Source organism: Actinokineospora sp. NPDC051303, assembly GCF_055586285.1.
Window position 1 is genome coordinate 1 of record NZ_JBVJIN010000037.1, and the last position, 23,160, is coordinate 23,160.

The following is a 23,160-nucleotide window of genomic DNA, read 5'->3' on the forward strand; positions in this document are numbered from 1 at the left end:
TGCCTTCGGCCTCACACGCGCGGAGCCAGCTTAGCGATCTTCCTTCTCCCCCGAAGAAACCACTCCACCCCATCGAGCACCTGGCAGGACCGGGTGCGGTTGGCAGGAGCGTGGGTTCTCTGTTTGGCCTATCGAGCACCTGACAGCATCGGGTGCGGTTGGCAGGACGTGAGCTTAGACCAGGCGGTCGCCGGTTTGTGGGTGGAACAGGTGTAGTTCCTCTGGGTTGCGTACGGTCACGGTGATTGTCTGGCCGAGGGTGGGTGGGGTACGACCGTCGACGCGGAGGACTAGGCGGTCGCCCTGTTCGCCTTCGACCGAGCCGTGTACCAAGGCGTCGGCGCCTAGTTCCTCTACCAGTTCCACTACTACGCCGAAGCCGTCCGGTGTTCCGGTGGGGACCAGGGTCAGGGTCTCCGGGCGGACGCCCAGGGTCACCTCGGCCAAGCCTGCCCCGTGGACAGCCTGGGCGGTTTCGCGTGGGAGGGGGATGTCCAGGCCGCCTAGGCGGACCGCGTCGCCTGCTACCGCCGCCGCGTGCAGGTTCATTGCTGGAGAGCCGATGAAGCCTGCGACGAAGGCGTTGGCTGGGCGGTCGTAGAGGGCCCGTGGGGTGTCGCACTGCTGGAGGATGCCGTCTTTGAGGACCGCCACGCGGTGGCCCATGGTCATCGCTTCGACCTGGTCGTGGGTTACGTAGATGGTGGTGGTGCCCAGCCTGCGCTGGAGGGCGGCGATGTTGGCTCGGGTCTCCACGCGGAGTTTGGCGTCCAGGTTGGACAGGGGCTCGTCCATGAGGAACACGGCTGGGTCGCGGACGATCGCCCGGCCCATGGCCACGCGCTGGCGTTGGCCGCCGGAAAGGGCCTTGGGTTTGCGGGAGAGGTATTTCTCAAGGTCCAGCAGTTTGGCGGCCTCGGCTACCTTCTCGGCGATGGCAGGCTTGGGGAGTCCCTGCAACTTCAGGGCGAAACCCATGTTCTGGGCGACGGTCATGTGCGGGTACAGGGCGTAGGACTGGAACACCATGGCGATGTCGCGACCCTTGGGGGGCACATGCGTGACATCGCGGTCGCCGATGCGGATGGTGCCCTCGTCAACGTCCTCCAAGCCCGCGAGCATGCGCAGGGCGGTGGACTTGCCTGAGCCGGACGGACCAACCAGGACCAGGAACTCGCCGTCCGCCACGGCCAGGTCGAGGCGGTCGACCGCGCGGACCGGAGGTGAGCCCGCGTAGACCCTGGACGCGCTGTCGAAACTGACCTGGGCCATGGCCACATCCTTACGCCGTCGGGACTTCTGTCACCGCTGTCTGTGTCACCGCTGTGTGCCGTTGGGGCAACAGGATGCCCCATGAAACCGGGGCGCACCAGAGGTCTTGCAAGGGTTGCAGCAATTTCATGACGGAGGTGTCACGATCGTGGTCTCGAAACAGTAACGACGACGGCACTGCCGTTCCCTTGTCGGCGACATGAGTGAACAGTCCGCTTAGCACTGAGCCGGTCAGGCCCGCCACCGAATTAACCGGGCGGTCCCTGTTTCGATCTCTGGAGGCGTCGTGGTCACGCAAGGTCGCGTCAAACGAGCCGTAGCGGTGGCGGCAGCCCTCGCTTTGGGCGTCAGCGCGTGTGGTTCGGAATCCGAATCGCCTGGACAATCCACTGCTCCACCCGCCTTAGAGGGCGTTGGGCCGATCACCCTGGTCACCGGCAAGGACACGTCGGGGAACCTGCAGAACCAGCTCGACGGGTGGAACGCCGCGCACCCGGACCAGAAGGTGACGCTGATCGAGTTGCCGGAGGACGCCGACGCGCAGCGGCAGCAGATGGTGCAGAACGCGCAGACCGGCTCCGACACGTACACGGTGCTGAACCTGGACGTGGTCTGGACGGCGGAGTTCGCGGCCAACCAATGGGTGACGCAGCTTCCCGAAGCCGAGTTCCCGCTCGACAAACTGCTGCCCGCCACGGTGGAGACAGCCAAGTACTTCAAGCGCCTCTACGGCGTCCCGGTCGCCTCCGACGGCGGCCTGCTCTACTACCGCAAGGACTTGCTCGACGCGGCGAGCGTCAAACCGCCGACCACCTGGGCCGAGCTGGACGCGGCGTGCGCGAAAATCATCCCGGCCAACCCCGGGCTTTCCTGCTACGCCGGGCAGTTCGAGAAGTACGAGGGCCTGACGGTCAACTTCTCCGAGGCGGTCAACTCCGCGGGCGGCGAGGTCGTCGGCGAGGACGGCAAGCCCGCGGTGAACTCCGAGAACGCCAAGAAGGGCTTGGACTTCCTGGTCGAGGGCGTCAAGAGCGGCAAGATCCCGCAGAAGGCCCGCACCTTCAAGGAAGAGGAAGGCCGCCGCGCGTTCCAAGCCGGTGAGCTGCTCTTCCACCGCCAGTGGCCCTACCAGTACGCCAAGGCCAACGCGACCGACGGCTCCTCGGCGGTGGCGGGCAAGTTCGCCGTCGCCCCGCTGCCCGGCCTCGACGGCCTCGGAGCGTCGACCCTGGGCGGGCACAACTACGCGATCAGCTCGTTCGCGAAGAACAAGAAGACGGCCCTGGACTTCATCAAGTACATGGTCGACGAGAAGCAGCAGCGGGAGAACCTGGAGAAGACCTCCATCGCGCCGACCTGGGCCTCGCTGTACGACGAGCAGGCTTTGATCGAGAAGTTCCCGTACCTCACCGAGTTGAAGAAGTCGATCGAGAAGGCCAAGAAGCGGCCAGCGGTGGTGAAGTACCAGGAGGTCTCCACCGCCATCCAGGAAGCCGCCTACTCGGCCATGAGCGGCACGACGACCAGCGCCGACGCGCTGGCCAAACTCCAGACCAAGCTCGAAGAACTCACCAAGAGCTGAGTCGTCGGGCGGGGTCGCGGCCGACACCGAAGCGCGTCGCGACCCCGCCCCACGCCGGGAGGAGGAACACATGGCCACCCTCATCGACGCGCCGATCACCCCCGAACCCCCCGCCAAAGCCCCGGTCGGACGCAAGGCGGGCGTGGGACGGCTGGCCGCGCTGCTGGTCTCCCCCACCCTGCTCGTGCTCGGGCTGGTGGTCGCCTATCCGATCATCTCCGCGCTGCGATTGGCCTTCTACCAACGCAACGACGGCATCGACCCGGAGACGGGGCTGCGCCTGACCGGCGACCGGTTCGTGGGCATCGACAACTTCGCCGACATGTTCGTCGGCGCCGCGGGCGAGCGGTTCCGCAACGCCCTGCTGAACACCACCACGTTCACCATCGTCGCGGTGACCCTGGAAGTCGTCCTGGGCATCCTGATGGCGCTGGTGATGCACAAGGCGTTCAAGGGCCGCGCGCTCGTGCGGGCCAGCATCCTGGTGCCGTGGGCGGTGCCCACCGCGATCGCGGGCCTGTTGTGGCGCTGGATCTTCCAGGCCGACGGGGTCGCCAACGACCTGCTGCCCGGCGACCCGGTGCTGTGGACGACCGACGGCATCCAGGCGTGGTTCGCGGTGATCATCGCCGACACCTGGAAGACCGCGCCGTTCATCGGCCTGCTTGTCCTGGCCGGGTTGCAGGTGATCTCCAACGAGGTCTACGAGGCGGCCAAGCTCGACGGCGCGTCGCCGTGGAAGACGTTCTGGTCCATCACCCTGCCGCTGGTGAAGCCGACGCTCATGGTGGCGGTGCTGTTCCGCATCCTCGACACCCTGCGCATGTTCGACCTGCCCTACACGCTGATCGGGCCGGGCAAGAACGCCACCGACACCGTCACCCTCATCGCGTTCGAGGAAGCGGTGAAGTTCGGCAAGTACGGGCCAGCGTCGGCGTACTCGATTTTCTTGTTCCTCTACGTCGCCGTGGTCGCCTTCGTGTTCGTGCGGCTGCTCGGCGCGGACGTCGTGGGAGCCAGGAGCGGGAGGAACCGATGACCACCGCCACCCAGACCAGCCCAGCCAAGCCCAAGACCCGCGGCCGGTGGTGGTGGGCGCCGTATCTCGGCATCGCCGCCATCGTCGTGTACTGCCTGGCGCCGTTCTACTGGATGCTGGTGTCCAGTCTGCGGAGCACCAACGACATCTTCGACTCCGCGCCGGTCCCGAACCCGCTGTCGCTGGACTCCTACGAGGCGGCGTTCGCCCCCGGCAACGGGTTCGTGCGCGCCCTGGGCAACAGCTTCTTCGTCGCGGGCACCACCACGGTGCTGGTGCTGATCATCGGCATCCTGACCGCGTACGCGTTGGCGCGCTTGGACTTCCGGTTCAAGAACATCGTGCTCGCGATCATCATCACCACCAGCATGTTCCCCGGCATCTCACTGCTGGTCCCGCTGCTGGAGCTGTTCTCCGGCATCGGCTGGATCAACACCTACCAGGCGATGATCGTGCCCAGCATGAGCTTCGCGCTCCCGCTCGCGGTCTGGAACCTCACCGCGTTCTTCCGGCAGATGCCCCTCGAACTCGAAGAGGCCGCCCAGATCGACGGCTGCACCCCCGCCCAGGCGTTCCGCAAGGTGATCCTCCCGCTTGCCGCCCCCGGCGTGTTCACCACCGCGATCATCACCTTCATCGCGGCGTGGAACGAGTTCATCATCGCCCTGTCGGTGGTCAACCAGCGGGAACTCAAGACGGCGCCGGTCATCACCAGCCAGTTCACCGGCGCGACCGCGTTCGACTCGCCCTTCGGCACGCAGATGGCCGCGGGCGTCATCGTCACCATCCCCCTGGTGATCCTCGTCCTGCTGTTCCAGCGCCGCATCGTCGCCGGACTCACCGCGGGCGGGGTCAAGTAGTGAACCACCTCACATAACAGGCACTTTTTATGTGCGCGGTCGTTTCCGGCGTGGCTAGCGTCGGAAACGACCGGCTGGTGGGAAAAACTGAGGGGACGATGTGACGATTCTCGTGACCGGGGCGACCGGAACCGTAGGCGGGGCGGTGGTCGACCAGTTGGTCAGCCGCGGCCGGAAGGTGCGCGCGCTGACCAGGAACCCTGACGCGGCAAGGTTTCCCGACGGCGTGGAGGTGGTGCGCGGCGACTTGACGCGGCCGTGGGAGTGGGCGGACGCGCTGTCAGGGGTGACCGGCGTGTTCCTGCTCGCCGTTCTGGACTCCGACAAGCCCGCGGCGGCGCACGCGGAGTCCTTTGTGGAATGCGCGGTCGAGGCGGGTGTCGGCCGGGTGGTGTTCCTGTCCACCGACGCGGTGACGGTTCGCCGTCCGGGCAGCCACGAGACGCACCTCGCGGTCGAGCGGGTGATCGAGCGGTCCGGGCTGGCCTGGACGCACGTGCGGCCCGGGGAGTTCATGGCGAACAAGCTCGACGTGTGGGCGCCGTCGATCCGGGCCGAAGGTGTCGTGCGCGCCGCTTTCCCCGACGCGGTGGGGGTTCCGGTGCACGAGGCGGACATCGCGGAGGTCGCGGTGACCGCGCTGGTCGAGGACGGACACGCGGGCCGGGCGTACTCGATCAGCGGTCCGGAGGCGCTGACGCACCGGGAGCAGGCCGCGGCGATCGGCGCCGGGCTGGGGCGGGACCTGCGGTTCGAGGCGCAGACCTACGGGCAGGCGCGCGCGGGAATGATTTCGGCCGGGATTCCCGGGGCGATCGCCGAGTACATCCTGGGATACCAGGCCGAGTACGCGCAGGAGCCGCCTTCCGTGCGCCCGGACTTCGCCGAGGTCCTGGGCAGGCCGGGACGGACACTGGCGCGATGGGCGGCTGACCACGCGGCCGAGTTCGCCGCCTGAGCAAGACTGTCCTCTATGGACAGAACTGTTCCCCCGGCTGCCCGACAGCCGGGGGAACAGCGCCGCCGATCAGCTCAGCCGGTCACCGGGGCGTCGAGCAGGATCACCTCCGGGGACGGGACCGCGCACGTGGCGGACGTGGGCGCGGCGCCATTGAAGCTGAGTTCGGCGGACGCGGTGCCCAGTGAGATCTTCACGTGGTTGGAGCCCGCGTCAGGGGTCCAGGGGCCAGCGGTGAGCGTGGCCCCGTTCGGGGGCAGTTCCACGACCAGGTCCTTGCCCTGGACCAGGGCGGTCTCCGGGATGGGGAATCCGTCGCCAAGGACGTTGGTGATCTTCGGCGAGCCGCCTTCCGCGACCAGGTTGAGTTCCTTCACCCGGCCGGACGCCTTGGTGATGCCCGCTTTCAGCAGCTTGTCCACAGTGGCCGCGGGGACGATGAGGGCGCCGGACGACTCGGTGAACACGATCGAGCCGGTTCGGCTGACCGAGAGCGGGGTGTACGCGCCGACGGCGATGCCCACGTCGAACGGGGCGTCGAGAACCGTGCAGCGGTACGGGGAGTTGATGATGCCGATCTGGTGGTTGACCGGAATCGGCGGGAAGTTCATCGGCACATTGTGGTACGCCAGCGGCGGCAGACCGGTCGGGCCGCCGACCGCCATGGACAGCAGCGCGTTGCCCGCCACCGGCTTGCAGTCCGCCTTCACCTTCATGGTGAAACCCCAGGTCGCCTTGAGGTTGATCAGCACCGAGGCGCTGTTGAACTGGAGGGTGACCACGCCGTCGCCGGGCGCGGTGAACGGGCCGATGTCGGGGAAGGTGGCCGCCGGGTCGACGGGCAGCCGCACGGTCAGTTCCTTGCCCTGCTCCAGCTTGATGTCCTTGATGGCGATCGGCTGGGCGGCGATGTTGATCTGAGCCGGGCTCGCGTTGGCCGCGCCGATGTTCATCTGGTTCACGACGGCGTCGACCTTGGTGAAGCCGAAACTGGCGCCGAAGTCGGTGAGCCAGCGCGGGAACGTCATGCTGCCCGACCCCTGGGTCAGGAAGAACTGCTGCCCCGGACCGAGTTGCGTGGGGGCGACGCCCTGGATGTCGACGTTGAGCGGCAGGTCGAGGACCTTGAACCCGCCGAAGTCCGGCATCGTGATGGCGCAGGTGATCGGCAGGTTGAACCGGCCGGAGTCGGCGCCGATCGGGGGCAGGTCGGCGGCCTTGAGCGCGACAGCGCCGCCCGGCAGCGCCATGGTGAGCGCGACCGCGCCGCCCACCGCCGCCAGCGTCCTGCGCAATCGCGCGCGACGCCGCTGTCGCGTCGCCTGGTCAGGAATCATTCTGAGCCTCTTCTCCCGGTTCCACGAGTTACGCAAACTAGTGCGTACCCGATAGACGGTACGGTACCCAAAACGAAGTCGACAAGCCCGAATCAATTGTTGACAATGCCAAACAAACGCGGAACCGGAAAGTTGTCACCCGCGTCATCGACCGGCGACACCCGAGACGGAGCCGCGTTTGCCCAGCGTGTAGCCGGTGCGCACCAACCTGCCCGGCGCAACAGGACCTGCGCTTGAACTCAACTCACAAGACTTCGACCAGCCACCGAGCGCGCTTGTCAGCGGCGTGCGGAAATCTTTTTCACAATTCGCGGCCGGTTTACCCGAATGCGGCGAGAACGCGTTCGTGGGCGATCGCCCCGGCCCCGACGCGGTCCAGACCCAAGCGCACCGCGCCCACGATCGGCGGCCGGTCGGCCACCGCGACGCGCGCGAGCGGGACGCGGGCGGCGTAGCCCGCGGCCACCGCGGCCAACAGCGACGGCGAGCCGCCGGTCAGCACACCCCCGCCCAGCACGATCTCCACGGCGACGCCGGACAGGCCCAGTCGGTCCACGATGGAGCAGCCGAGCAGGCACACCTCGTCGGCCAGCCGGGCGACCAGGTTCTCGGCGACCGCGTCGGTCATCTCCAGCAGCGGCCAGGCCAGTTCGGCGAGCCTGCCCGGCTCGATCTCGCCGCGGTGCACCGCGAGGGCCACGTCCACCGCCCGCGCCACGCCGAAGTGCGAGCGCACCAGCGACACCAGCGCGGTCGCGGGCCCGCGCCCGTCCTCGGCGCGCACGGCGTGCCACAGCACCTCCTCGCCCAGGTGCTGGCCGCCGCCCCAGTCCCCGCTGACCCGGCCCAGCGCCGGAAGCCGGGCCATCCGCCCGTCCGGGCCGAGGCCCGCGGCGTTCACGCCCGTGCCGCACACGACCGCGACCCCCCAGCCCGCGCGCGTTCCCGCGCGCAGCAGGGCGAAGGCGTCGTTGCCGACGTCCACGGTGTGCCCGAGCCCCCGCCGCAGGAACTCCTCGCGCACGGCCGACTCCTGCTCCGGGAGGTCCGCGCCCGCGAGGTAGGCCGCGACGTGGTCGGCGAACGGCGGCTCCGAGCCGAGCGCGGCGCGCGCGGTGCGGGCGACCACGTCCACCGCCGCGGCCACCCCGACCGACCGAGGGGCGAACCCCGGCCCCCGGCCGCGACCGAGCACCGCGCCGTCCTCACGCACCAGCGCCACATCGGTCTCGCCCGGGCCGCCGTCCACGGCCAGGACCGTCCTCATCGAACCGAGGCCCACGGCAGGTGCGCCTGGTGCACCGAGATGATCCGCGCCGCCAGATGCTCGGCGACCGACACCTGGCCGATCAACGGATGCGCCAGCAGCGCCTCGGTCACCAGATCCTCGCCGCCGTTGATCGCCGCCCGCACGGCCAGGGTCTCGTAGGCCGAGACGTGCCCGATCAGGCCCGCGAGCAGCGGCGGGATCGGCGCGGTCGGCCAGGTCTGCGCGCCGGTGTGGGTGACGGTGGCGGGCACCTCGACGACCGCGGTGTCCGGCAGGAACGGCAGCGTCCCGTTGTTGCGCACGTTCACCACGTGCACGTCCGCGCTGCGCGCGTCGCCGAACAGCGAGGCCAGCAGCGCGGCGGCGGCCTCGGAGTACCGCGCGCCGCCTCGGCTGCCGAGCAGTTCCGGCTTGGTGTCCACGGTGGGGTCGGCGTACTGGCGCAGCAGCTCGTCCTCGACGGCGGCGACCACGCTGGCCCGCGACGGCGAGACCTTCTGCTCGGCCACCACGGCGTCGTGCTCGTAGAAGTAGCGCAGATAATAGGAGGGCACCATGCCCAGCCGCCGCAGCGCCGACTCGGGCAGCCCGACGCGCTCGGCGATCGACGCGCCGTGCTCGGCGAGCAGCCGGGGCAGCACGTCCTCGCCGCGCACGTAGACCGCGCGCTCCCAGGTCAGGTGGTTGAGCCCGACGTGGTCGAGGGATACCCGCTCGGGTTCGAGCCCGAGCAGGCCCGCGAAGTGCCGCCGCAGGCCGATCGCCACGTCGCACAGCCCGATCGCGCGGTGGCCCGCGTCGAGCAGGGCGCGGGTGACGATGCCGACCGGGTTGGTGAAGTCGATGAACCACGGCCGCGGCGCCACCGAGGCGATCCGCTCGGCCAGGTCGAGCACCACCGGCACGGTGCGCAGCGCGGTGGCCAGCCCGCCCGCGCCGACGGACTCCTGCCCGACGCAGCCGCACTCCAGCGGCACGGTCTCGTCCTGGTGGCGCGCGGTCTGCCCGCCGACCCGCAACTGGATCAGCACCGCGTCCGCGCCCGCCGCGCCCAGCTCGACCTCGGTGCTGGTGGTGACCCGGGCGGAGTGCTCCGCACGGCGCAAGATCCGGCGCGAAATACCCGCCACCAGGTCGAGCCTGTGTTCGTCCGGGTCGATCAGCACGACCTCGGTGAGGGGCAGGTCGGCGCGCAGCCGCGCCAGGCCGTCGATCAGATTCGGAGTGTAGGTGGAGCCGCCGCCGACGACCGCGAGTTTCACTAGCGCCTCCCGAGGTGAAGCCCGGCCTGCGTGCGGCGGGCCCTGCCGCACTTCGTCGTGTCCAGGCGCGGTCCCACGCGGGGAGAATTTTACCCGGCGAGGCAACCCCTCCGGCCGGTTGGCGGAGATGCGACACAAGCCTTGAACCAGCGGGGAAAAACGCGTACAGGATCACCCGCCCCCAGCCCTGTCGCCGACCCGGCTAGGTCCTTAGTAGACACTCCATTGAGGATGGACGAGTCCGCTCAGTCGCGTGTCGACCCACCCCAGCACTTCCCCGGGCGACACGTGATCGACATCAGCGGGGACACCGGCCCGCCGCCCACATCGGACCCGCCCGCGGCCGACCGACACCCGCCCGCTCCGCCGCGCGGCGGGCAGGACGGCGAGCCCGGCACGCCCGCACCGCCATGACCGCGGACTGGACAGCGCCGCACGCCGGTCGGCCACGCCCCAAGCCCCGCGACGGGCGTCAGCAGGGGCGCCTGCTCCGGACGGACGAGCGACGGAGGTCGGCGGCGCCCGTTGGCGGGGTTGTTTGTCGGTGGTCGGGGGCATGCTCGGGGCCATGCCACAGACACCGAGCACCACCTCGCCCCAGTGGGGCGACGCCGCGACCCGCCCCGAGCCGCCGCTGGTGGGCGACGAGCGGGAGATCCTGACCGCGTTCCTCGACTGGCACCGCGAGACGTTCCGGCTCAAGTGCGCCGGGGTGCCGCCCGAGCGGCTGTCCGAACAGGGCGTGCCGCCGTCGACGATGAGCCTGCACGGCCTGATCCGGCACCTGGCCGGGGTGGAGCGGTGGTGGTTCCGCATCCAGTTCGCCGGTGAGGACGTGCCGATGCTCTATTACACCGACGAGGACCCCGAGCAGGACTTCGAGCGGCTCGACGGCGACCCCGGCGCGGCGCTGGCCGCGTGGGCGGCCGAGTGCGCCCGGTCGCGGGAGATCGTCGCGGCGGCCGACCTCGGCGACACCGGGGTGCGGCTGGCCACCGGCGAGCCGGTCGCGCTGCGCCGGATCCTGGTGGCGATGATCGCCGAATACGCCCGACATAACGGACACGCCGACCTCCTGCGGGAACGAATCGATGGCGCGACCGGAATGTGATGTAACGAAACAGCGACGACGCGGTGTCCCTTCCGAACGTCCACAGTAAATGAAAGCCGACCCTTTCCTGGGCTGTCGATCACGCTGCGTATAAATACGCTGAGCCATTGTCACGGTGCGTCTAAGCACGCGTTAGATTAAGGACACGGATCGTTAACGTCCCGCAAGAGGGGCTTGACTCCCTCGCGTGGGTTACCCCGCGATCGCCCATCCAGCCCAACTTCCGGCGCAGGGGAAGACATGAGCGCTGTTCATCCCGCACACTGGAGTCGCGGCGCAGGCCGAACGTTACATCCTATGATCAGTTGTGTCCTTTGTCACAACCCACCCCCGGTGCGCGGCACATTTTTTGATGTGATTGACAAAGGAACGCGCCAGCTGGCCACGCCAACTCCGACGCGGCAGCAGGAAGTGTCGAAGTCGTTATCATGCAAACGTTTTCGCCCCCGTGGACCGACTTGCTTTTCGGGCGCGGCATTGCAATTCTGGCGTCTCCCAAATAACCCCACCCTGCATTTCTGAGAACTGGAGACGATCCGTGCGCCGTACCCGCATGTTCGCCCTCGCCGGTGGCCTGGCAGGCACCGCTTCGCTGGCCGCCGTGCTCACCGCCCCGCTCGCGGTGGCGGAGGGCACCCTCACCGGCAGCGCGTTTGCGGTTTCCGTCGACGCCACGCTGCTGAAGGACCTTCTCAGCGTCGACGTCGACCCGCTGCCCAAGGCCGCCTACCCGGCTGGCCAGGACAAGTCGGTCGTCAAGATCGACACCGAGAAGAGCCTCGGCCTCGCTGGCCACGCGAAGCTGCTGAACGCCGCTTCCGACGCCAAGGACGACGTTCTCAAGAGCGAGGCGAGCATCGCCGACGTCAACATCCTCGACCTGGTCAAGGCCAAGCTGATCACGGCCGAGTGCGTCTCGGACGGCAAGACCACCACCGGCAAGTCCTCGCTGGCCGAGGTCGAGGTCGCGGGTGTCAAGATCGACGCCGCCGTCACCGCCGAGATCAAGGTCAGCGACCTGGTCACCGTGCTGGTCAACGAGCAGATCGTTGATGGCGACAAGCTGACCGTCAACGCCCTGCGCGTCAAGGTCGGCGGCGCCGTCAAGAACGTCGCCGAGGCCGACATCATCCTGTCGCAGGTCACCTGCCAGGGTCCGGCCGACGTCGTGACCCCGCCGGAGGAGGGCGAGAAGCCGCCGGTCAGCAGCACCAACCCGGGCACCCCCGGCGAGAGCAGCAAGCCGAACACCCCCGGTGACAACGGCGGATCCCCGAGCCCCTCGGCTCCGGGCTCGGCCAAGCCCGGCACCTCCGCCTCCGTCTCGACCACCCCGGCCGCGGCCGCGGGCGTCAGCCCCGCTGGCAACAGCGGTGACCTGGCCGAGACCGGCGTCAGCGCGATCGTTCCGCTGTCCATCGGCGGCGTCGTCCTGCTCGCCGGTGGTGGCGCCGCGGTCTGGATGACCCGTCGCAAGCGCGCCGCGGCCGCTGGCGCAGGCGAGTGACCATCGCTAAGTAGCTTCACCGGCTCTGAGAAGGCCACCCGCACTCCGGTGCGGGTGGCCTTCGCCATGTCCGCCCCTTCCGTCGCGTGTGGCACGGTGGCGACGTGCACGACGAAGACCCGGTTGACCCGGACATCGAGGCCCCGCCCCTGCCCGGCGCCGCGCTCGGCGGCGCCGTCGCGGCGGTGGCGCTGGGCGGGGCGCTGGGCGCGCTGGCCCGCTACGGCGTCGGTCTGCTGTGGCCAGCGCCGCCGACCGGGTTCCCCTGGGCGACTTGGGGAATCAACGTCCTGGGCTGCCTGGCCATGGGCTGCGTGATCGTGGCGGTGACCGAGGTGTGGGCGGCGCACCGGCTGGCGCGGCCGTTCCTCGGAACCGGATTCCTGGGCGGCTTCACCACGTTCTCCGCCTACTGCGCCGACGTCCAGCGGCTGTTCGCCGCGGACCGGGTCGCGGTGGGACTGGCCTACCTGGCGTCCACAGTGGTCGGCGCGCTGGCCGCGGTCGCTCTCGGCGCCGCGCTCACCCGGCGGCTGGCGGGCCCACGATGACCGACGCGCTCCTGGTCGCCCTCGGCGCCGCAGTCGGCGCGCCGCTGCGCTACCTGACCGACCGCGCGATCCAGGCGCGGACGCCCGGCTTCTTCCCCTGGGGCACCCTGACGGTCAACGTGGTGGGCAGCCTCGTGCTCGGCGTGACCCTCGCCAGCGCCGACCAGCGCTGGCAGACGCTGCTGGGCACCGGGCTCTGCGGGGCGCTGACGACGTACTCGACGTTCTCCTACGAGACTCTCCGGCTGGTCGAGACCGGCGCGCGCCGCCAAGCCGCGGCCAACGTCGCCGTCTCGGTCGGGGCCGGTCTCGGCGCGCTGTGCCTGGGCCTGGCCTGCGGAACCGCCCTGTCCGGTTGATCGTCTCCCGCCGCGGGTACTTCCCGGCCGATATCTCTCTGGCTCGGGAGCGCGCCCATGAAGCTCTACGCCGACCACCCCGTCCGCCGAATCCGGCAGGCCGTCGCCGACCTGGCCGCGGTCGCCCTGATGATCCTCGCGGGCTGGCTGGCCACCGAAGTCCACGAGCAGGTGCTGCGGCTGCGCGCGCCAGGCGAGGGCCTGGTGACCGCCGGGACCCGGCTAAGCGGGACGTTCGACTCCGCCGCGGACAACGCCGACGACGTGCCGCTGGTGGGGCGCTCGCTCGCGGACGCGCTCAAGGGCGGGTCGGGCGCGGGCGCGCGGCTGGCCGACGCGGGGCACGCGCAGATCGACGCGGTGGAAAACCTGGCGTTCTGGCTCGCCGCCGCGTTGATCGCCGTGCCGGTGGCGCTGGTGCTGATCGTCTGGCTGCCCCGCAGGCTCCGCTTCGCCCGGGAGGCGGGCGCGGCGCGGCGGCTGCGCGCGCTGGGCGCGGACGGCGAGGACCTGCTCGCCCTGCGGGCCCTGGTGTCGCAGCCGCTGCCCCGGCTGAGCCGGGCGGGCGCGGTCGGCGCGGGCTGGCGGGCGGGCGACCCGGAGGTGATCGCCGCCCTGGCCGGGTTCGAGCTGCGCAGGCTCGGGCTGCGCGCGCGGGAGAGGTAGCCAGCGGAACGGGTGATTGCGCAACCACCTGCAAGTTTTGCAACCGATCGGGCCTTGTCCCTTCGCCGCCGGACGTGGTTTGGTGCGGTGGCCTGGCCGATTGGGGAGGCAAGGCGATGCAAGTCCTTACGACACGGAGGTCGTCATGGGTCGGCGCGCTCTCGCTCTGCTGGTAAGCACGGTGCTGGCGGTCCCGCTCGGGCCCGCCCCGGTGGCCGCCGCCACCACCGAGCGACCGACCCGGTTCTCCGTCGGCGAGGTCGTGGACATCGCCCCGGGAACGCGCCCGGACGACCGGCGGCTGGCCAAAGACGCGCTGCGCGCCGACCTGAGCGGGGAGCGGTTCTACTTCGTGATGCCCGACCGGTTCGCCAACGGCGACCCGCGCAACGACCGCGGCGGCGGCGCGGAGACCGACCGGCTCAAGACCGGGTTCGACCCGGCGGACAAGGGCTTCTACCACGGCGGCGACCTGGCCGGGCTGCGGTCGAAGCTGGACTACATCAAGGGCTTGGGCGTCACCGCGATCTGGATGACGCCGATGTTCGCCAACCGCTGGGTGCAGGGCAGCGGCGCGGACGTCTCGGCCGCCTACCACGGGTACTGGACGACGGACTTCACCCGCATCGACCCGCATTTCGGGACCACGCAAGAGATGCGGGCGGTCATCGCCGACGCGCACCGCCTGGGGATCAAGGTCTTCTTCGACATCGTCGCCAACCACACCGCCGACGTGCTCGACTACGCCGAGGGCAGGCACGACTACCTCACCACCGCCACGCACCCGTATCTGGACCGCGACGGGCATCCCGTCGACATCAAGGCCGTCGCGGGCACGCCCGCGTTCCCCGACCTGGACCCGGCGACCTCTTTCCCTTACACACCGGTCTTTCCCACCCCCGAAGACGCCACGGCCAAGACCCCGGCGTGGCTCAACGACCCGGCGGTCTACCACAACCGGGGCAACTCCACGTTCAGCGGCGAGTCCACTGAGTACGGCGACTTCGCGGGCCTCGACGACCTGATGACCGAAGACCCTCGCGTGGTCGAGGGGATGAAGCGGATCTTCACCACCTGGATCGACACTCTGGGCATCGACGGGTACCGGGTCGACACGGTCAAGCACGTCAACATGGAGTTCTGGCAGGCGCTCGCGCCGCACGTGGTGGCGTACGCGCGGGCGCGCGGCAAGAAGGACTTCTTCGTCTTCGGCGAGGTGTTCAGCGGCGACACCATGGTCACCTCGTCCTACACCACGACCGGCCGGATGCAGGCCGCGCTGGACTTCCCGTTCCAGGGCGGGGCGCTGGACTTCTTGTCCGGCAAGGGATCGCGGCGGCTGGCCGAGGTGCTGCTCGCCGACGACCAGTACACCGACGCCGACTCCAACGCCGCGTCGCTGCCGACGTTCCTCGGCAACCACGACATGGGCCGGGCGGCGTGGCTGCTGCGCGAGGAGCGCCCCGGCGGCACCGAGGCCGACCTGCTCAAGCGGCTCGAACTGGGCAACACGCTGATGTACCTGTGGCGCGGCAACCCGGTGGTCTACTACGGCGACGAGCAGGGTTTCGCGGGCGTCGGCGGCGACAAGCTCGCCCGGCAGGACATGTTCGCCAGCGTGACTCCCGAATACGCGGCCGAGAAGTTCGTCGGCAGCGACCGCACCGGGGCGCAGGACAACTTCGTGCCGTCCCACCCGCTCTACCGGCAACTGGCCCAGCTCGCGTCCTTTGTGGACAAAGACAGGGTGTGGGCGGAGGGCAACCAGACGCTGCGGCTGGCGCAGGGCGATGTCCTCGCGTTCAGCCGGATGACCGCGCGCGACCAGCGCGAGCACCTGGTCGTGGCCAACGCGGGCGGCGCGCCCGCGACCGTGGACGTGCCCGTCGGCGCGGCCGGGCAGCGGTTCCGCACCGAGTTCCCGACGCGCGGCGGCGCCAGCGACGGCCCGGTCAGCGGCCCGGACGGCACGGTCCGGGTGACCGTGCCAGCGCTGTCCGCGCTCGTGCTGGCCACGACCGAGCGGGCGCGGGCCGTGCCGCTGACGCCGGCGCTGGTCCCGCCCCCGGCGGGCACCCTGCTCGACGACCGGGTCGAGGTGCGCGCCGATGGCGTCACCGCGCCGTTCGCGCAGGCGACGTTCGCCGCGCGGGTAGAGGGCAGCCACGACTGGACCGTGCTGGGCACCGACGACGCCGCGCCGTACCGGGTGTTCGCCGACGTGTCGGGACTGGCGGGCGCGGAAGTCGGCAAGAAGATCGAATACCGGGTCGTGGTCAAGGACGGCAAGGGCACGCTCGGCGCGGACGGCGCCGCGGTGCGGCTGGCCGCTGCCCCGCCGCCCGCGGCGCCCGGCGTCGGCCCGGACTGGCTGGTCGTGCACTACCACCGGCCCGCGTGCGACTACGACGGCTGGGGCCTGCACGTCTGGGGCGATGTCGAGGCGCGCACCGACTGGGCCGCGCCACTGCCGTTCGCTGGCGAGACCGGCTACGGCCGGTTCGCCTGGGTGAAGCTCAAGCCGGGCGCGCGCCAGGTCGGGTTCGTCGTGCACCGGGGCGAGGCCAAAGACGGCGGCGATCGGTTCGTAGACCCGGCGCGCACGCCGCAGGTGTGGCTCGAACAGGGGGTGGCGAAAGAGCACCCGGACGAGGTCTCGGCCACCGGCAAGGCGACCGTGCACGTCCAGCGCCCGTCCGGGGACTACGGCGGACTCGTCGTGCGCACGCCAGGCGGGCCCGACGTCCCGATGACCGGGCGGGACGCGTTCGGCGCGTTCGCCGAGGTGCCCGCTGCGGCGGTCCCGCTGCCGTTCACCGTGGCGCGGGGCGCGAGCACGGTCGCCACGGGCACGCTGACCGGCGCGGCCGGGTGGGTGCGGGAGGGCGCGGCCACGGTGCACCCTAGCCTGGCCGCCGCGGAGAACCGCGCGGTGATCCACTACTCGCGTCAGGACGGCGACTACACGGACTGGACGCTCTACCACTGGACCGGGTCGCTGCGGCCGAGTCCGAGTTGGGCCGAGTCCCGCCCGCCGGACGGCCGCGACGGGTTCGGCGTGTTCTGGTCGGTGCCGCTGGCCCCGGGCGCGGCCGGGCTGAGCACCATCATCCACCGGGGCGAGGACAAGGACCCCGGAGCCGACCAGTTCCTGGACCTCGCGGGCACCGGGCACGAGGTGTGGTTCGCCTCCGGGTCGGCCCGGCCGGACGGCTCGGCGTCCTACGTGCTGCCGCCCCCGCGCGCGGCCAAGGCGGACCTCGGCGCGGCGAACGCCGTCTGGGTCGACCGGGACACGTTGGCCTGGGACGTCCCCGCCCTGCACACCAACGGCTACCAGGTCCGCTACGACCCGCTGGGCCGGATCGAGGTCGTCGACGGGCAGGTCCGCGGCGGGCAGATCCTGCGGCTGCGGCCGGGCGGAACGCTGTCGGGGGCTCTCGCGGCGAAGTTCCCGCACCTGGCGGGCGCCCCGGTGTTCCACGTCCGCGACGCGGACGCGGGGCGCATCGATGCCGCGCGGCACGCCCAGCAGGCCGCCGTGCACCTCGACGCGAGCGGGTCGCTGCGGCACGCCACCGGCACCCGGGTGGGCGGCTGACCGGCGCTCGCCGAGCACGCCGCCCGGCCGATGCCGTTCCTCGACCGGGCGGCGGGACTGGTGACGCGCCGCGGCCAGCGGGCCGAAACCGGCGCTCGCGGTGACGCGAACCCGCACTGCCACTCCAGGGAGTGAACCCCCAGGGGTGGGAGCCTCTCGATTTCCACTCGTTTCGCGGCGGCAGGTGTGGAACGCGGCGCGGGCGGGTACGTCCTGCCCGCGCACCCGACCCGAGGAGCCCACCCGGTGAATCCCGATCCCCCTCCGCTAGCCATCTCGCATCTCGGCGGGCCCGGCGCCACCGACCACCGCCTGGTCATCCGCGGCGAGTTGGACTACGCGACCGCCCCCGACCTGACCGCGGCGCTGGGCTCCCTGCGACTGCGCACCGGCTCCACCCTGACCCTGGACCTGGCAGGTCTTGGCTTCTGCGACTCCACCGGCCTGTCCGTCCTGCTCGGCGCGCACAAGCGGCTGGCCAGCCTGGGCGGCAAACTCACGGTCAGCGCGATCGACCCGAACCTGGCCAGGGTGCTGACCATCACCGGCCTGGCCCACCTATTCACCCCGCCGGTGGAGACCACCGGCGAGCCCCAAGGCCTGGGCGCCTGACCCCGCCCTAAGCCCGGTCCGGTCCGGCCGCGGGGTCCTCGGGGCGGGCGAACGGGTCGTTGGGCGGCAGGGGCGCCGCGACGGCCTCGGCATCGGTCAGCGGGAGCGCCGGGCCGAACCGCGCGCGCAGTTCCGTCGAGGTGAGGCATCGGGACGGGAACGCCGCAGCGGCGGCGCGGGCGGCGACGGCGGCGATCGGCAGGTCCGCGGCCGACGCGGCCAGCACGATGTTGCCGAACCGCCTGCCGCGCAGGACGCCGGGCTCGGCGATGAGCAGGACCTCGCCGAAGACCGCGCACAGGGTCGCCACCACCCGCCGGGCGAAGGGGAGCCCCGGGCCGTCGGAGAGGTTCACCAGGTAGACGCCCTCGGCGCGCAGGACGCGGGACATGTCGCGGGTCGCCTCGATGGTGACCAGGCCGCCCGCCAGCAGACCGCGTTCAAAGGCGTCCAGCACGACCAGGTCCACCGACGCGTCCGGCAGGGCGGCCACCTCCGCGCGCCCGTCGCCGATCCGGACGTCCACGCCCGGCACGTCCAGCCCGAACTGGGCCCGCACCAGCGCCACCAGCGCCGCGTCCGCGTCCACCACCGCCTGCCGCGACCCCGGCCGGGTCGCGGCGATGTACCGGGCCAGCGTGCACGCTCCCCCGCCGACGTGCACCGCGGCCAGCGCCGCCCCCGGCTCCCCCGCGGCGTCGACCACGTCGGCGATTCGCCGCACGTAGTCGAACTCCAGGTGCGTCGGGTCGTCCAGGTCGAGGTAGGACTGGGCGACCCCGTCGACGCTGAGCAGCCACCCGTTGGCGCGGTCGAGGTCGCGCAGCACCTCGGCGGTCCCGAATCGCACCGGGTAACGCCCCTGCATCGGCACCTTCGCCCGCTCCCGCACGCGCACAGCAGACCACGCCCGTCCCGCCCCCGGCGACGCGACCCACGCGCGGGCGGCCCTCGGACAGATCAAGTCCATTGTGGACGAGCGGGTCATGGCCGCCCGCCGGGACGACACGTCCCGTCGTGACTACCGGCGGTGACAAGCCCACCGACGACCGGTGTCGTTTATCCGCTCGGTGTAACTCTGGCGGCCCAGCGGGCGACAATCCGGCAAATGATCATGGAGGGCGGCGTGGCAGGGGTGGGCATGGCGGCGGAACCAACCGGCACCGGATCGGGGGTCGAGAAACCCGAACGGCAGTGGCGACCGACCCGGATTCCGTCGCGGATCAGGCGCGCCGCCCCGGCATTGGCGAAAGCCCCGGCGCCGGCGCGGGTCCGGTGCGCGCGATGATCGAGCCGACGCTGCCGCCTCGGCCAGCCGCCGCCCGCACCCGCACCGCCGACGGCCGGATCATGATCGGGCACGCGGTCGTGGCCAGGGGGCCGGGCGAGGACGGGGCCGACTCGGTCGCGGTGTGGCAGATCGGCACGCACGGCGCGCAGGTCGGCACCTGGCTGCTGCCGGTGGCCGCGCTCGACGCGCGGCGGGCCGGGAAACTGCTGGCGCAGTGCGAGAAGCGGGCGATCGTCGCGTGGTCCGCCGCCGAGCCGCTGGACGTCCTGGCGACGCTGGAGCGGGCGGCCGGGGCGCGGCCACAGGACTGGCGGCTGGTCCTGCTGCCCGACGCGCTGGGCGAGATCGCCGCAGTGCGGGCGCGGTACGCGGCCGCGGCCCGGGCGGAGCGGACCGACTCGGGGCTGGACTGGAAGGTCCGCATCCCCGACCCGATCCCGGCCACCGCGGACGAGTTCCGCCGCCACGCCCGGGTGCTCCGCCAGCGGGACGCCTCACTGGTCGCCCAGGAGGCGCTGCTGACCTGCGCGATGATGACCTGGGCCGTGCATCGCTGGCAGGAGACCGCCGAGGTGTGGAGCAGGCGCGAGCACCTGCGCCGGGCCTGCCCGGCGCCAGGCGTGCTCCCGCCAGCATGGGAGCGCCGCCTGGCCGACGCCTACGCCACCCGGTTGTGAGGCGGGACTTGGCGCAGGAACCGAAACCGAGTCAGCCGGAGAACGCGGCCTTCTTCGCCTTGGAACCGCGGGCGCGGCTCTTCGGGGCGGGAGCGGGCTCGGGCTCCTCGGCCACGGCGTGCGCGGCCTCGAACGCGTCGACGACCGCCGAGGGGATGCGGCCCCGCTCGGAGATGTCGTGGCCGTTCTGCCGGGCCCAGTCGCGAATGGCCTTGGTCTGCTCCTTGCTGCGGCCCTCGCCCGCCTGCTTGGCCGAGGACGGGCCAGTCGACCGCTTGATCCGACCGCCGGTGCGGCGGGCGGCGGCGATGAACTCGGCGAGTTCCTCGCGCAGGCGCTCGGCGTTCTCCTCGTTCAGGTCAATCTCGTATTGCACGCCGTCCAGGCTGAACTCGACCGACCGGATGTCGTCGCCGGCGGAGCCGTCGAGGTCGTCGAAAAGCTGGACGATGGTCTTCTGAGCCATGCGGCACCTCTATTGAAACGGGTTGTTTGTGGACAGGAAGTTAGCAGTGGCGAGGCACCGGGCGCGCCACGACCCGGTTCGCGTGTCCATTCCGGATGCTTCGGACGTCCCAAAGGGACACCTATCTCAGGGTAGTCGGTCGGACCGGGCGGCGCCGCACCCGGTGATCGCAGTGACCTTGATCTCGACTTATTCCCCGACCGGGGCCGTCCGGCCGGGGATCGGCCAGTCGGAAATGGCGCGGAAAGGCGGCGGGAACGGTCACGCCTGCGGGCGCACGACGGCCTTGACGGCGGCGGGGTCGGCCCCGGCGCACAGCGCGCCCTCGACGTCGGCGAGTCCGAAATGGTGCGTGACAAGCCGGTCGAGGTCGACCGTGCCCGCCGCGGCGAGCGCGACGGCGGTCGGCCAGGTGTTGGCGTAGCGGAAGACGCCGGTCACGGTGATCTCGTTGTCCTGGACGTGCGAGAGCGGCAGCGCCACCGTGTCCCCGCCCATGCCGACGAGCACCGCGCGCCCGCCGCCGCCGAGGGCCAAGACCGCCCCCGCGGTGGCCTCCGCCGACCCGGAGCACTCGACCAGGACGTCCGGCGCGAACCCGGACAGCTCGCCCGGACCACTGTCCGCGCCCATGTCGATGGCCCGCGACGCGCCCAGATCCCGCGCGAGCGTCAGCCGCGCCCACCGCAGGTCGGTCACCGCGATCTCGGCCGCGCCAAAGGCCCTGGCCGCCTGCACGACCAGCAGCCCGACCGGCCCGGCCCCGGTGACCAGCACCCGGCTGCCGGGCCCGACGCCCGCCTTGCGGCAGGCCCAGATCGCGACCGAGAGCGGTTCGAGCAGCGCCGCCGCGTCGTCGGAGACGGTGTCGGGCACCGGATGCGTCATCGCCTCGTGGTGCACGACGTACTCGGCGAACGCGCCGTCGACCGGCGGGGTGGCGAAGAACCGCATCCGGGGGCACAGGTTGTACCGGCCGGACGCGCACAGCGGGCAGGTGAAGCATGGCACCCCGGGTTCGAGCGACACCCGCTGTCCCGGGCGGAGCCGGTCGACCTCCGCGCCCACCGCGACCACCTCGCCCGCTGGCTCGTGGCCGAGCACCAGCGGGGCGCGGACGACGAACCGCCCGATGCGGCCGTGCCGGTAATAGTGCGTGTCCGAACCGCAGGTTCCCACCGACAACACTCGCACCAGCACTTCGCGCGGCCCGGGAACCGGGATGGGCCGCCGCTCGACGGCGAGTTCGCCCGGGGCGCGCAGAACGCTCACACGCATGGTGTCCGGCATAGCCAATCACTCCCGCCGCCATCGCCCGTTGTTCCGACCGTGCCGTTCCTACCACTCTCCGCTCGGGAACGTCAGCCGGAAAGCAACCCATTCGATGTAAGCGGACCGGGGCGAACGGCCATTACGATTCGGGTCCCGATTGGCGGAAGGCGGGCGGCGTGCGGCCAGAACTGGTGCGGAGCTACCTGAGCAGGCGCGCGGCCCTCGGCCTCGCCGGGCGCGCGGCCGTGGCGGGCGGTGTCGCGGCGACCGGCGGCGCTCTCGCGCCCGGAACAGCGACAGCGGAAAGCACCACAGCCGACAGGACCACAGCGGACGACACCACAGCGGACAGCGGGCTGGACGACAGTCCGTTCGACTACAGCGACCTCGCGGCGTGGGCGCCGAGCCGGTACGGGCCGGACGACCAGCGGGGCAGCCTCAACGAGATCACGCCGGGGACGACCGCGCGGGCGCTGCGGCTGCTGCGCGACGCGCGGGAAGTGCGCACCTACAACCTCGGCGAGCTGATGTGGAACGGGTTCCCCGGATTCGTGACCACCCCGCCCCGGCTCTACGAGCAGCGGCTCACCATCGGTGGCTACACCTCGCCCCGGTTCGAGGCCGAGGGCGGCATCGTGCAGTTCCGGGAGCCGCTGGGCAGCAACTTTTTGAGCCTGCACGAGGAGCGGTTCGCCGCGGTGGCCAGCCCGGGGCACGCGCAGCCCTACTCCACGACCTACCAACTGGGCGTGCAGCTCGACGGGCTCAACCACGTCGGGTGGGGCGAGCACTTCTACAACGGGCACCGCGGCCCCGACATCGATGAGCTCTACGGCACCTCGAAGCTGGGCGCCGAGCACACCGGCCCGATCGTCACCCGGGGCGTGCTGCTCGACGTGCTCGGGGTGAAGCTGGCCACCGGCGACGACTCCGCCCTCGGTCCGCCCGCCGCGAACGGCGCGCCGGTGCTGGCGAGCGACTACCGGATTACCCTGCGCGACATCCGCGACGCGATGGACTTCGGCGGCGTCGACAGGTTCGAACCCGGCGACGCGATCCTGTTCCGCACCGGCTGGAACCAGCTGCTGCACCGCGTCGACCGCAAAACCGACCCGGCCGACATCGACCGCTGGATGGGCTCCGGCGGCCTGCCCGGGATCTATCTGCGGGAGGCCAGGTACCTCGCCCGGCACCGGCCCGCGCTGATCGGCAGCGACACCTGGACGCTGGAGGTGCTCGGCAACCGGGCCAACGACGACGGGCTCGTCTTTCCCGTGCACCAGGACCTGTTGATGCGCTTCGGCATCCGCATCGCCGAGTCGGTGGTGCTCGACGGCTTGGCCCGCGACCGGCTGCACACGTTCGTCTACCTGGTCACCCCGCAGTTCGCCGAGGGCGCCACCTGCGGCAACACCCCGCCCGCCGCCCTGGGCGCGCCACGGCGCTGACCCTAACTATCCACTGTGG

The 23,160-nt window shown here is 71.2% G+C and carries 21 protein-coding genes; 14 read left to right on the forward strand and 7 right to left on the reverse strand.

Features of this window, described 5'->3' with window-relative positions:
- Positions 1-174 precede the first annotated feature (174 nt).
- Positions 175-1,272: an ABC transporter ATP-binding protein gene (locus ACZ6SD_RS24205; RefSeq protein ID WP_465319259.1), complete on the reverse strand. Its 1,098-nt coding sequence runs from the start codon at positions 1,270-1,272 to the stop codon at positions 175-177.
- Between the two features lie 322 nt (positions 1,273-1,594).
- On the opposite strand from ACZ6SD_RS24205, the gene ACZ6SD_RS24210 reads away from it, so the two are divergent.
- The 4 genes from ACZ6SD_RS24210 to ACZ6SD_RS24225 all read left to right on the forward strand — a co-directional run bounded on the left by ACZ6SD_RS24210 (position 1,595) and on the right by ACZ6SD_RS24225 (position 5,711).
- Positions 1,595-2,854, forward strand: a complete 1,260-nt coding sequence (locus ACZ6SD_RS24210) for an ABC transporter substrate-binding protein (protein ID WP_465319260.1) — start codon at positions 1,595-1,597, stop codon at positions 2,852-2,854.
- Positions 2,855-2,924: 70 nt separating this feature from the next.
- The gene (locus tag ACZ6SD_RS24215; protein WP_465319261.1) at positions 2,925-3,893 is read left to right on the forward strand and encodes a carbohydrate ABC transporter permease; all 969 of its coding nucleotides are present in this window, start codon (positions 2,925-2,927) and stop codon (positions 3,891-3,893) included.
- Positions 3,890-4,753, forward strand: coding sequence for a carbohydrate ABC transporter permease (locus ACZ6SD_RS24220; RefSeq protein ID WP_465319262.1), 864 nt, complete (start codon positions 3,890-3,892; stop codon positions 4,751-4,753). The genes ACZ6SD_RS24215 and ACZ6SD_RS24220 overlap by 4 nt, the downstream gene beginning before the upstream one ends.
- Before the next feature lie 100 nt (positions 4,754-4,853).
- Positions 4,854-5,711 (forward strand): NAD(P)H-binding protein, encoded by an 858-nt coding sequence (locus ACZ6SD_RS24225; protein ID WP_465319263.1) that lies wholly within the window; start codon positions 4,854-4,856, stop codon positions 5,709-5,711.
- Between the two features lie 74 nt (positions 5,712-5,785).
- Here the strand turns inward: ACZ6SD_RS24225 and ACZ6SD_RS24230 are convergent, their stop codons facing one another.
- The 3 genes from ACZ6SD_RS24230 to ACZ6SD_RS24240 all read right to left on the reverse strand — a co-directional run bounded on the left by ACZ6SD_RS24230 (position 5,786) and on the right by ACZ6SD_RS24240 (position 9,580).
- Positions 5,786-7,048: a hypothetical protein gene (locus tag ACZ6SD_RS24230; RefSeq protein ID WP_465319264.1), complete on the reverse strand. Its 1,263-nt coding sequence runs from the start codon at positions 7,046-7,048 to the stop codon at positions 5,786-5,788.
- Positions 7,049-7,367: 319 nt separating this feature from the next.
- Positions 7,368-8,315 (reverse strand): N-acetylglucosamine kinase, encoded by a 948-nt coding sequence (locus ACZ6SD_RS24235; RefSeq protein WP_465319265.1) that lies wholly within the window; start codon positions 8,313-8,315, stop codon positions 7,368-7,370.
- Positions 8,312-9,580, reverse strand: coding sequence for a family 4 glycosyl hydrolase (locus ACZ6SD_RS24240; RefSeq protein WP_465319266.1), 1,269 nt, complete (start codon positions 9,578-9,580; stop codon positions 8,312-8,314). The genes ACZ6SD_RS24235 and ACZ6SD_RS24240 overlap by 4 nt, the downstream gene beginning before the upstream one ends.
- Positions 9,581-9,811: 231 nt before the next feature.
- Between ACZ6SD_RS24240 and ACZ6SD_RS24245 the strand changes: the two genes are divergently transcribed.
- The 8 genes from ACZ6SD_RS24245 (at position 9,812) to ACZ6SD_RS24280 (ending at position 17,987) form a co-directional block, all read left to right on the forward strand.
- A complete protein-coding gene (locus ACZ6SD_RS24245) occupies positions 9,812-9,994 on the forward strand; it encodes a hypothetical protein (protein ID WP_465319267.1) in 183 nt (60 codons plus the stop codon).
- 154 nt (positions 9,995-10,148) lie between these two features.
- Complete coding sequence (locus ACZ6SD_RS24250; protein ID WP_465319268.1) at positions 10,149-10,691, forward strand: DinB family protein; 543 nt, start codon at positions 10,149-10,151, stop codon at positions 10,689-10,691.
- A gap of 538 nt (positions 10,692-11,229) precedes the next feature.
- Positions 11,230-12,198, forward strand: a complete 969-nt coding sequence (locus tag ACZ6SD_RS24255; RefSeq protein WP_465319269.1) for a choice-of-anchor P family protein — start codon at positions 11,230-11,232, stop codon at positions 12,196-12,198.
- 104 nt (positions 12,199-12,302) lie between these two features.
- Positions 12,303-12,749: a fluoride efflux transporter CrcB gene (crcB, locus tag ACZ6SD_RS24260; protein WP_465319270.1), complete on the forward strand. Its 447-nt coding sequence runs from the start codon at positions 12,303-12,305 to the stop codon at positions 12,747-12,749.
- Entirely contained in the window at positions 12,746-13,108 is a 363-nt protein-coding gene (gene crcB / locus ACZ6SD_RS24265) for a fluoride efflux transporter CrcB (protein WP_465319271.1), read from the forward strand. The genes crcB (ACZ6SD_RS24260) and crcB (ACZ6SD_RS24265) overlap by 4 nt, the downstream gene beginning before the upstream one ends.
- 57 nt (positions 13,109-13,165) lie before the next feature.
- Positions 13,166-13,774: a hypothetical protein gene (locus tag ACZ6SD_RS24270; protein ID WP_465319272.1), complete on the forward strand. Its 609-nt coding sequence runs from the start codon at positions 13,166-13,168 to the stop codon at positions 13,772-13,774.
- Between the two features lie 145 nt (positions 13,775-13,919).
- Positions 13,920-17,375 (forward strand): alpha-amylase family glycosyl hydrolase, encoded by a 3,456-nt coding sequence (locus ACZ6SD_RS24275; protein ID WP_465319273.1) that lies wholly within the window; start codon positions 13,920-13,922, stop codon positions 17,373-17,375.
- Positions 17,376-17,621: 246 nt separating this feature from the next.
- On the forward strand, positions 17,622-17,987 hold the full coding sequence (locus tag ACZ6SD_RS24280) for an STAS domain-containing protein (RefSeq protein ID WP_465319274.1): 366 nt from the start codon (positions 17,622-17,624) through the stop codon (positions 17,985-17,987).
- 7 nt (positions 17,988-17,994) lie between these two features.
- Here the strand turns inward: ACZ6SD_RS24280 and ACZ6SD_RS24285 are convergent, their stop codons facing one another.
- Positions 17,995-18,855 carry a spermidine synthase gene (locus ACZ6SD_RS24285; RefSeq protein ID WP_465319275.1) on the reverse strand — a complete coding sequence of 287 codons (861 nt, stop codon included), beginning with the start codon at positions 18,853-18,855 and terminating at the stop codon, positions 17,995-17,997.
- A gap of 416 nt (positions 18,856-19,271) precedes the next feature.
- Here ACZ6SD_RS24285 and ACZ6SD_RS24290 point away from each other — a divergent pair, with 416 nt between their 5' ends.
- Positions 19,272-19,955, forward strand: coding sequence for a DUF6218 family protein (locus ACZ6SD_RS24290; RefSeq protein ID WP_465319276.1), 684 nt, complete (start codon positions 19,272-19,274; stop codon positions 19,953-19,955).
- A 31-nt stretch (positions 19,956-19,986) separates the two neighbouring features.
- On the opposite strand, the gene ACZ6SD_RS24295 is transcribed toward ACZ6SD_RS24290, so the two are convergent.
- Both ACZ6SD_RS24295 and ACZ6SD_RS24300 read right to left on the reverse strand, forming a co-directional pair.
- Entirely contained in the window at positions 19,987-20,421 is a 435-nt protein-coding gene (locus ACZ6SD_RS24295) for a histone-like nucleoid-structuring protein Lsr2 (RefSeq protein WP_465319277.1), read from the reverse strand.
- A 261-nt stretch (positions 20,422-20,682) separates the two neighbouring features.
- Positions 20,683-21,699, reverse strand: coding sequence for an NAD(P)-dependent alcohol dehydrogenase (locus ACZ6SD_RS24300; RefSeq protein WP_465319278.1), 1,017 nt, complete (start codon positions 21,697-21,699; stop codon positions 20,683-20,685).
- A 170-nt stretch (positions 21,700-21,869) separates the two neighbouring features.
- Between ACZ6SD_RS24300 and ACZ6SD_RS24305 the strand changes: the two genes are divergently transcribed.
- A complete protein-coding gene (locus tag ACZ6SD_RS24305; protein WP_465319279.1) occupies positions 21,870-23,141 on the forward strand; it encodes a cyclase family protein in 1,272 nt (423 codons plus the stop codon).
- Positions 23,142-23,160 lie beyond the last annotated feature (19 nt).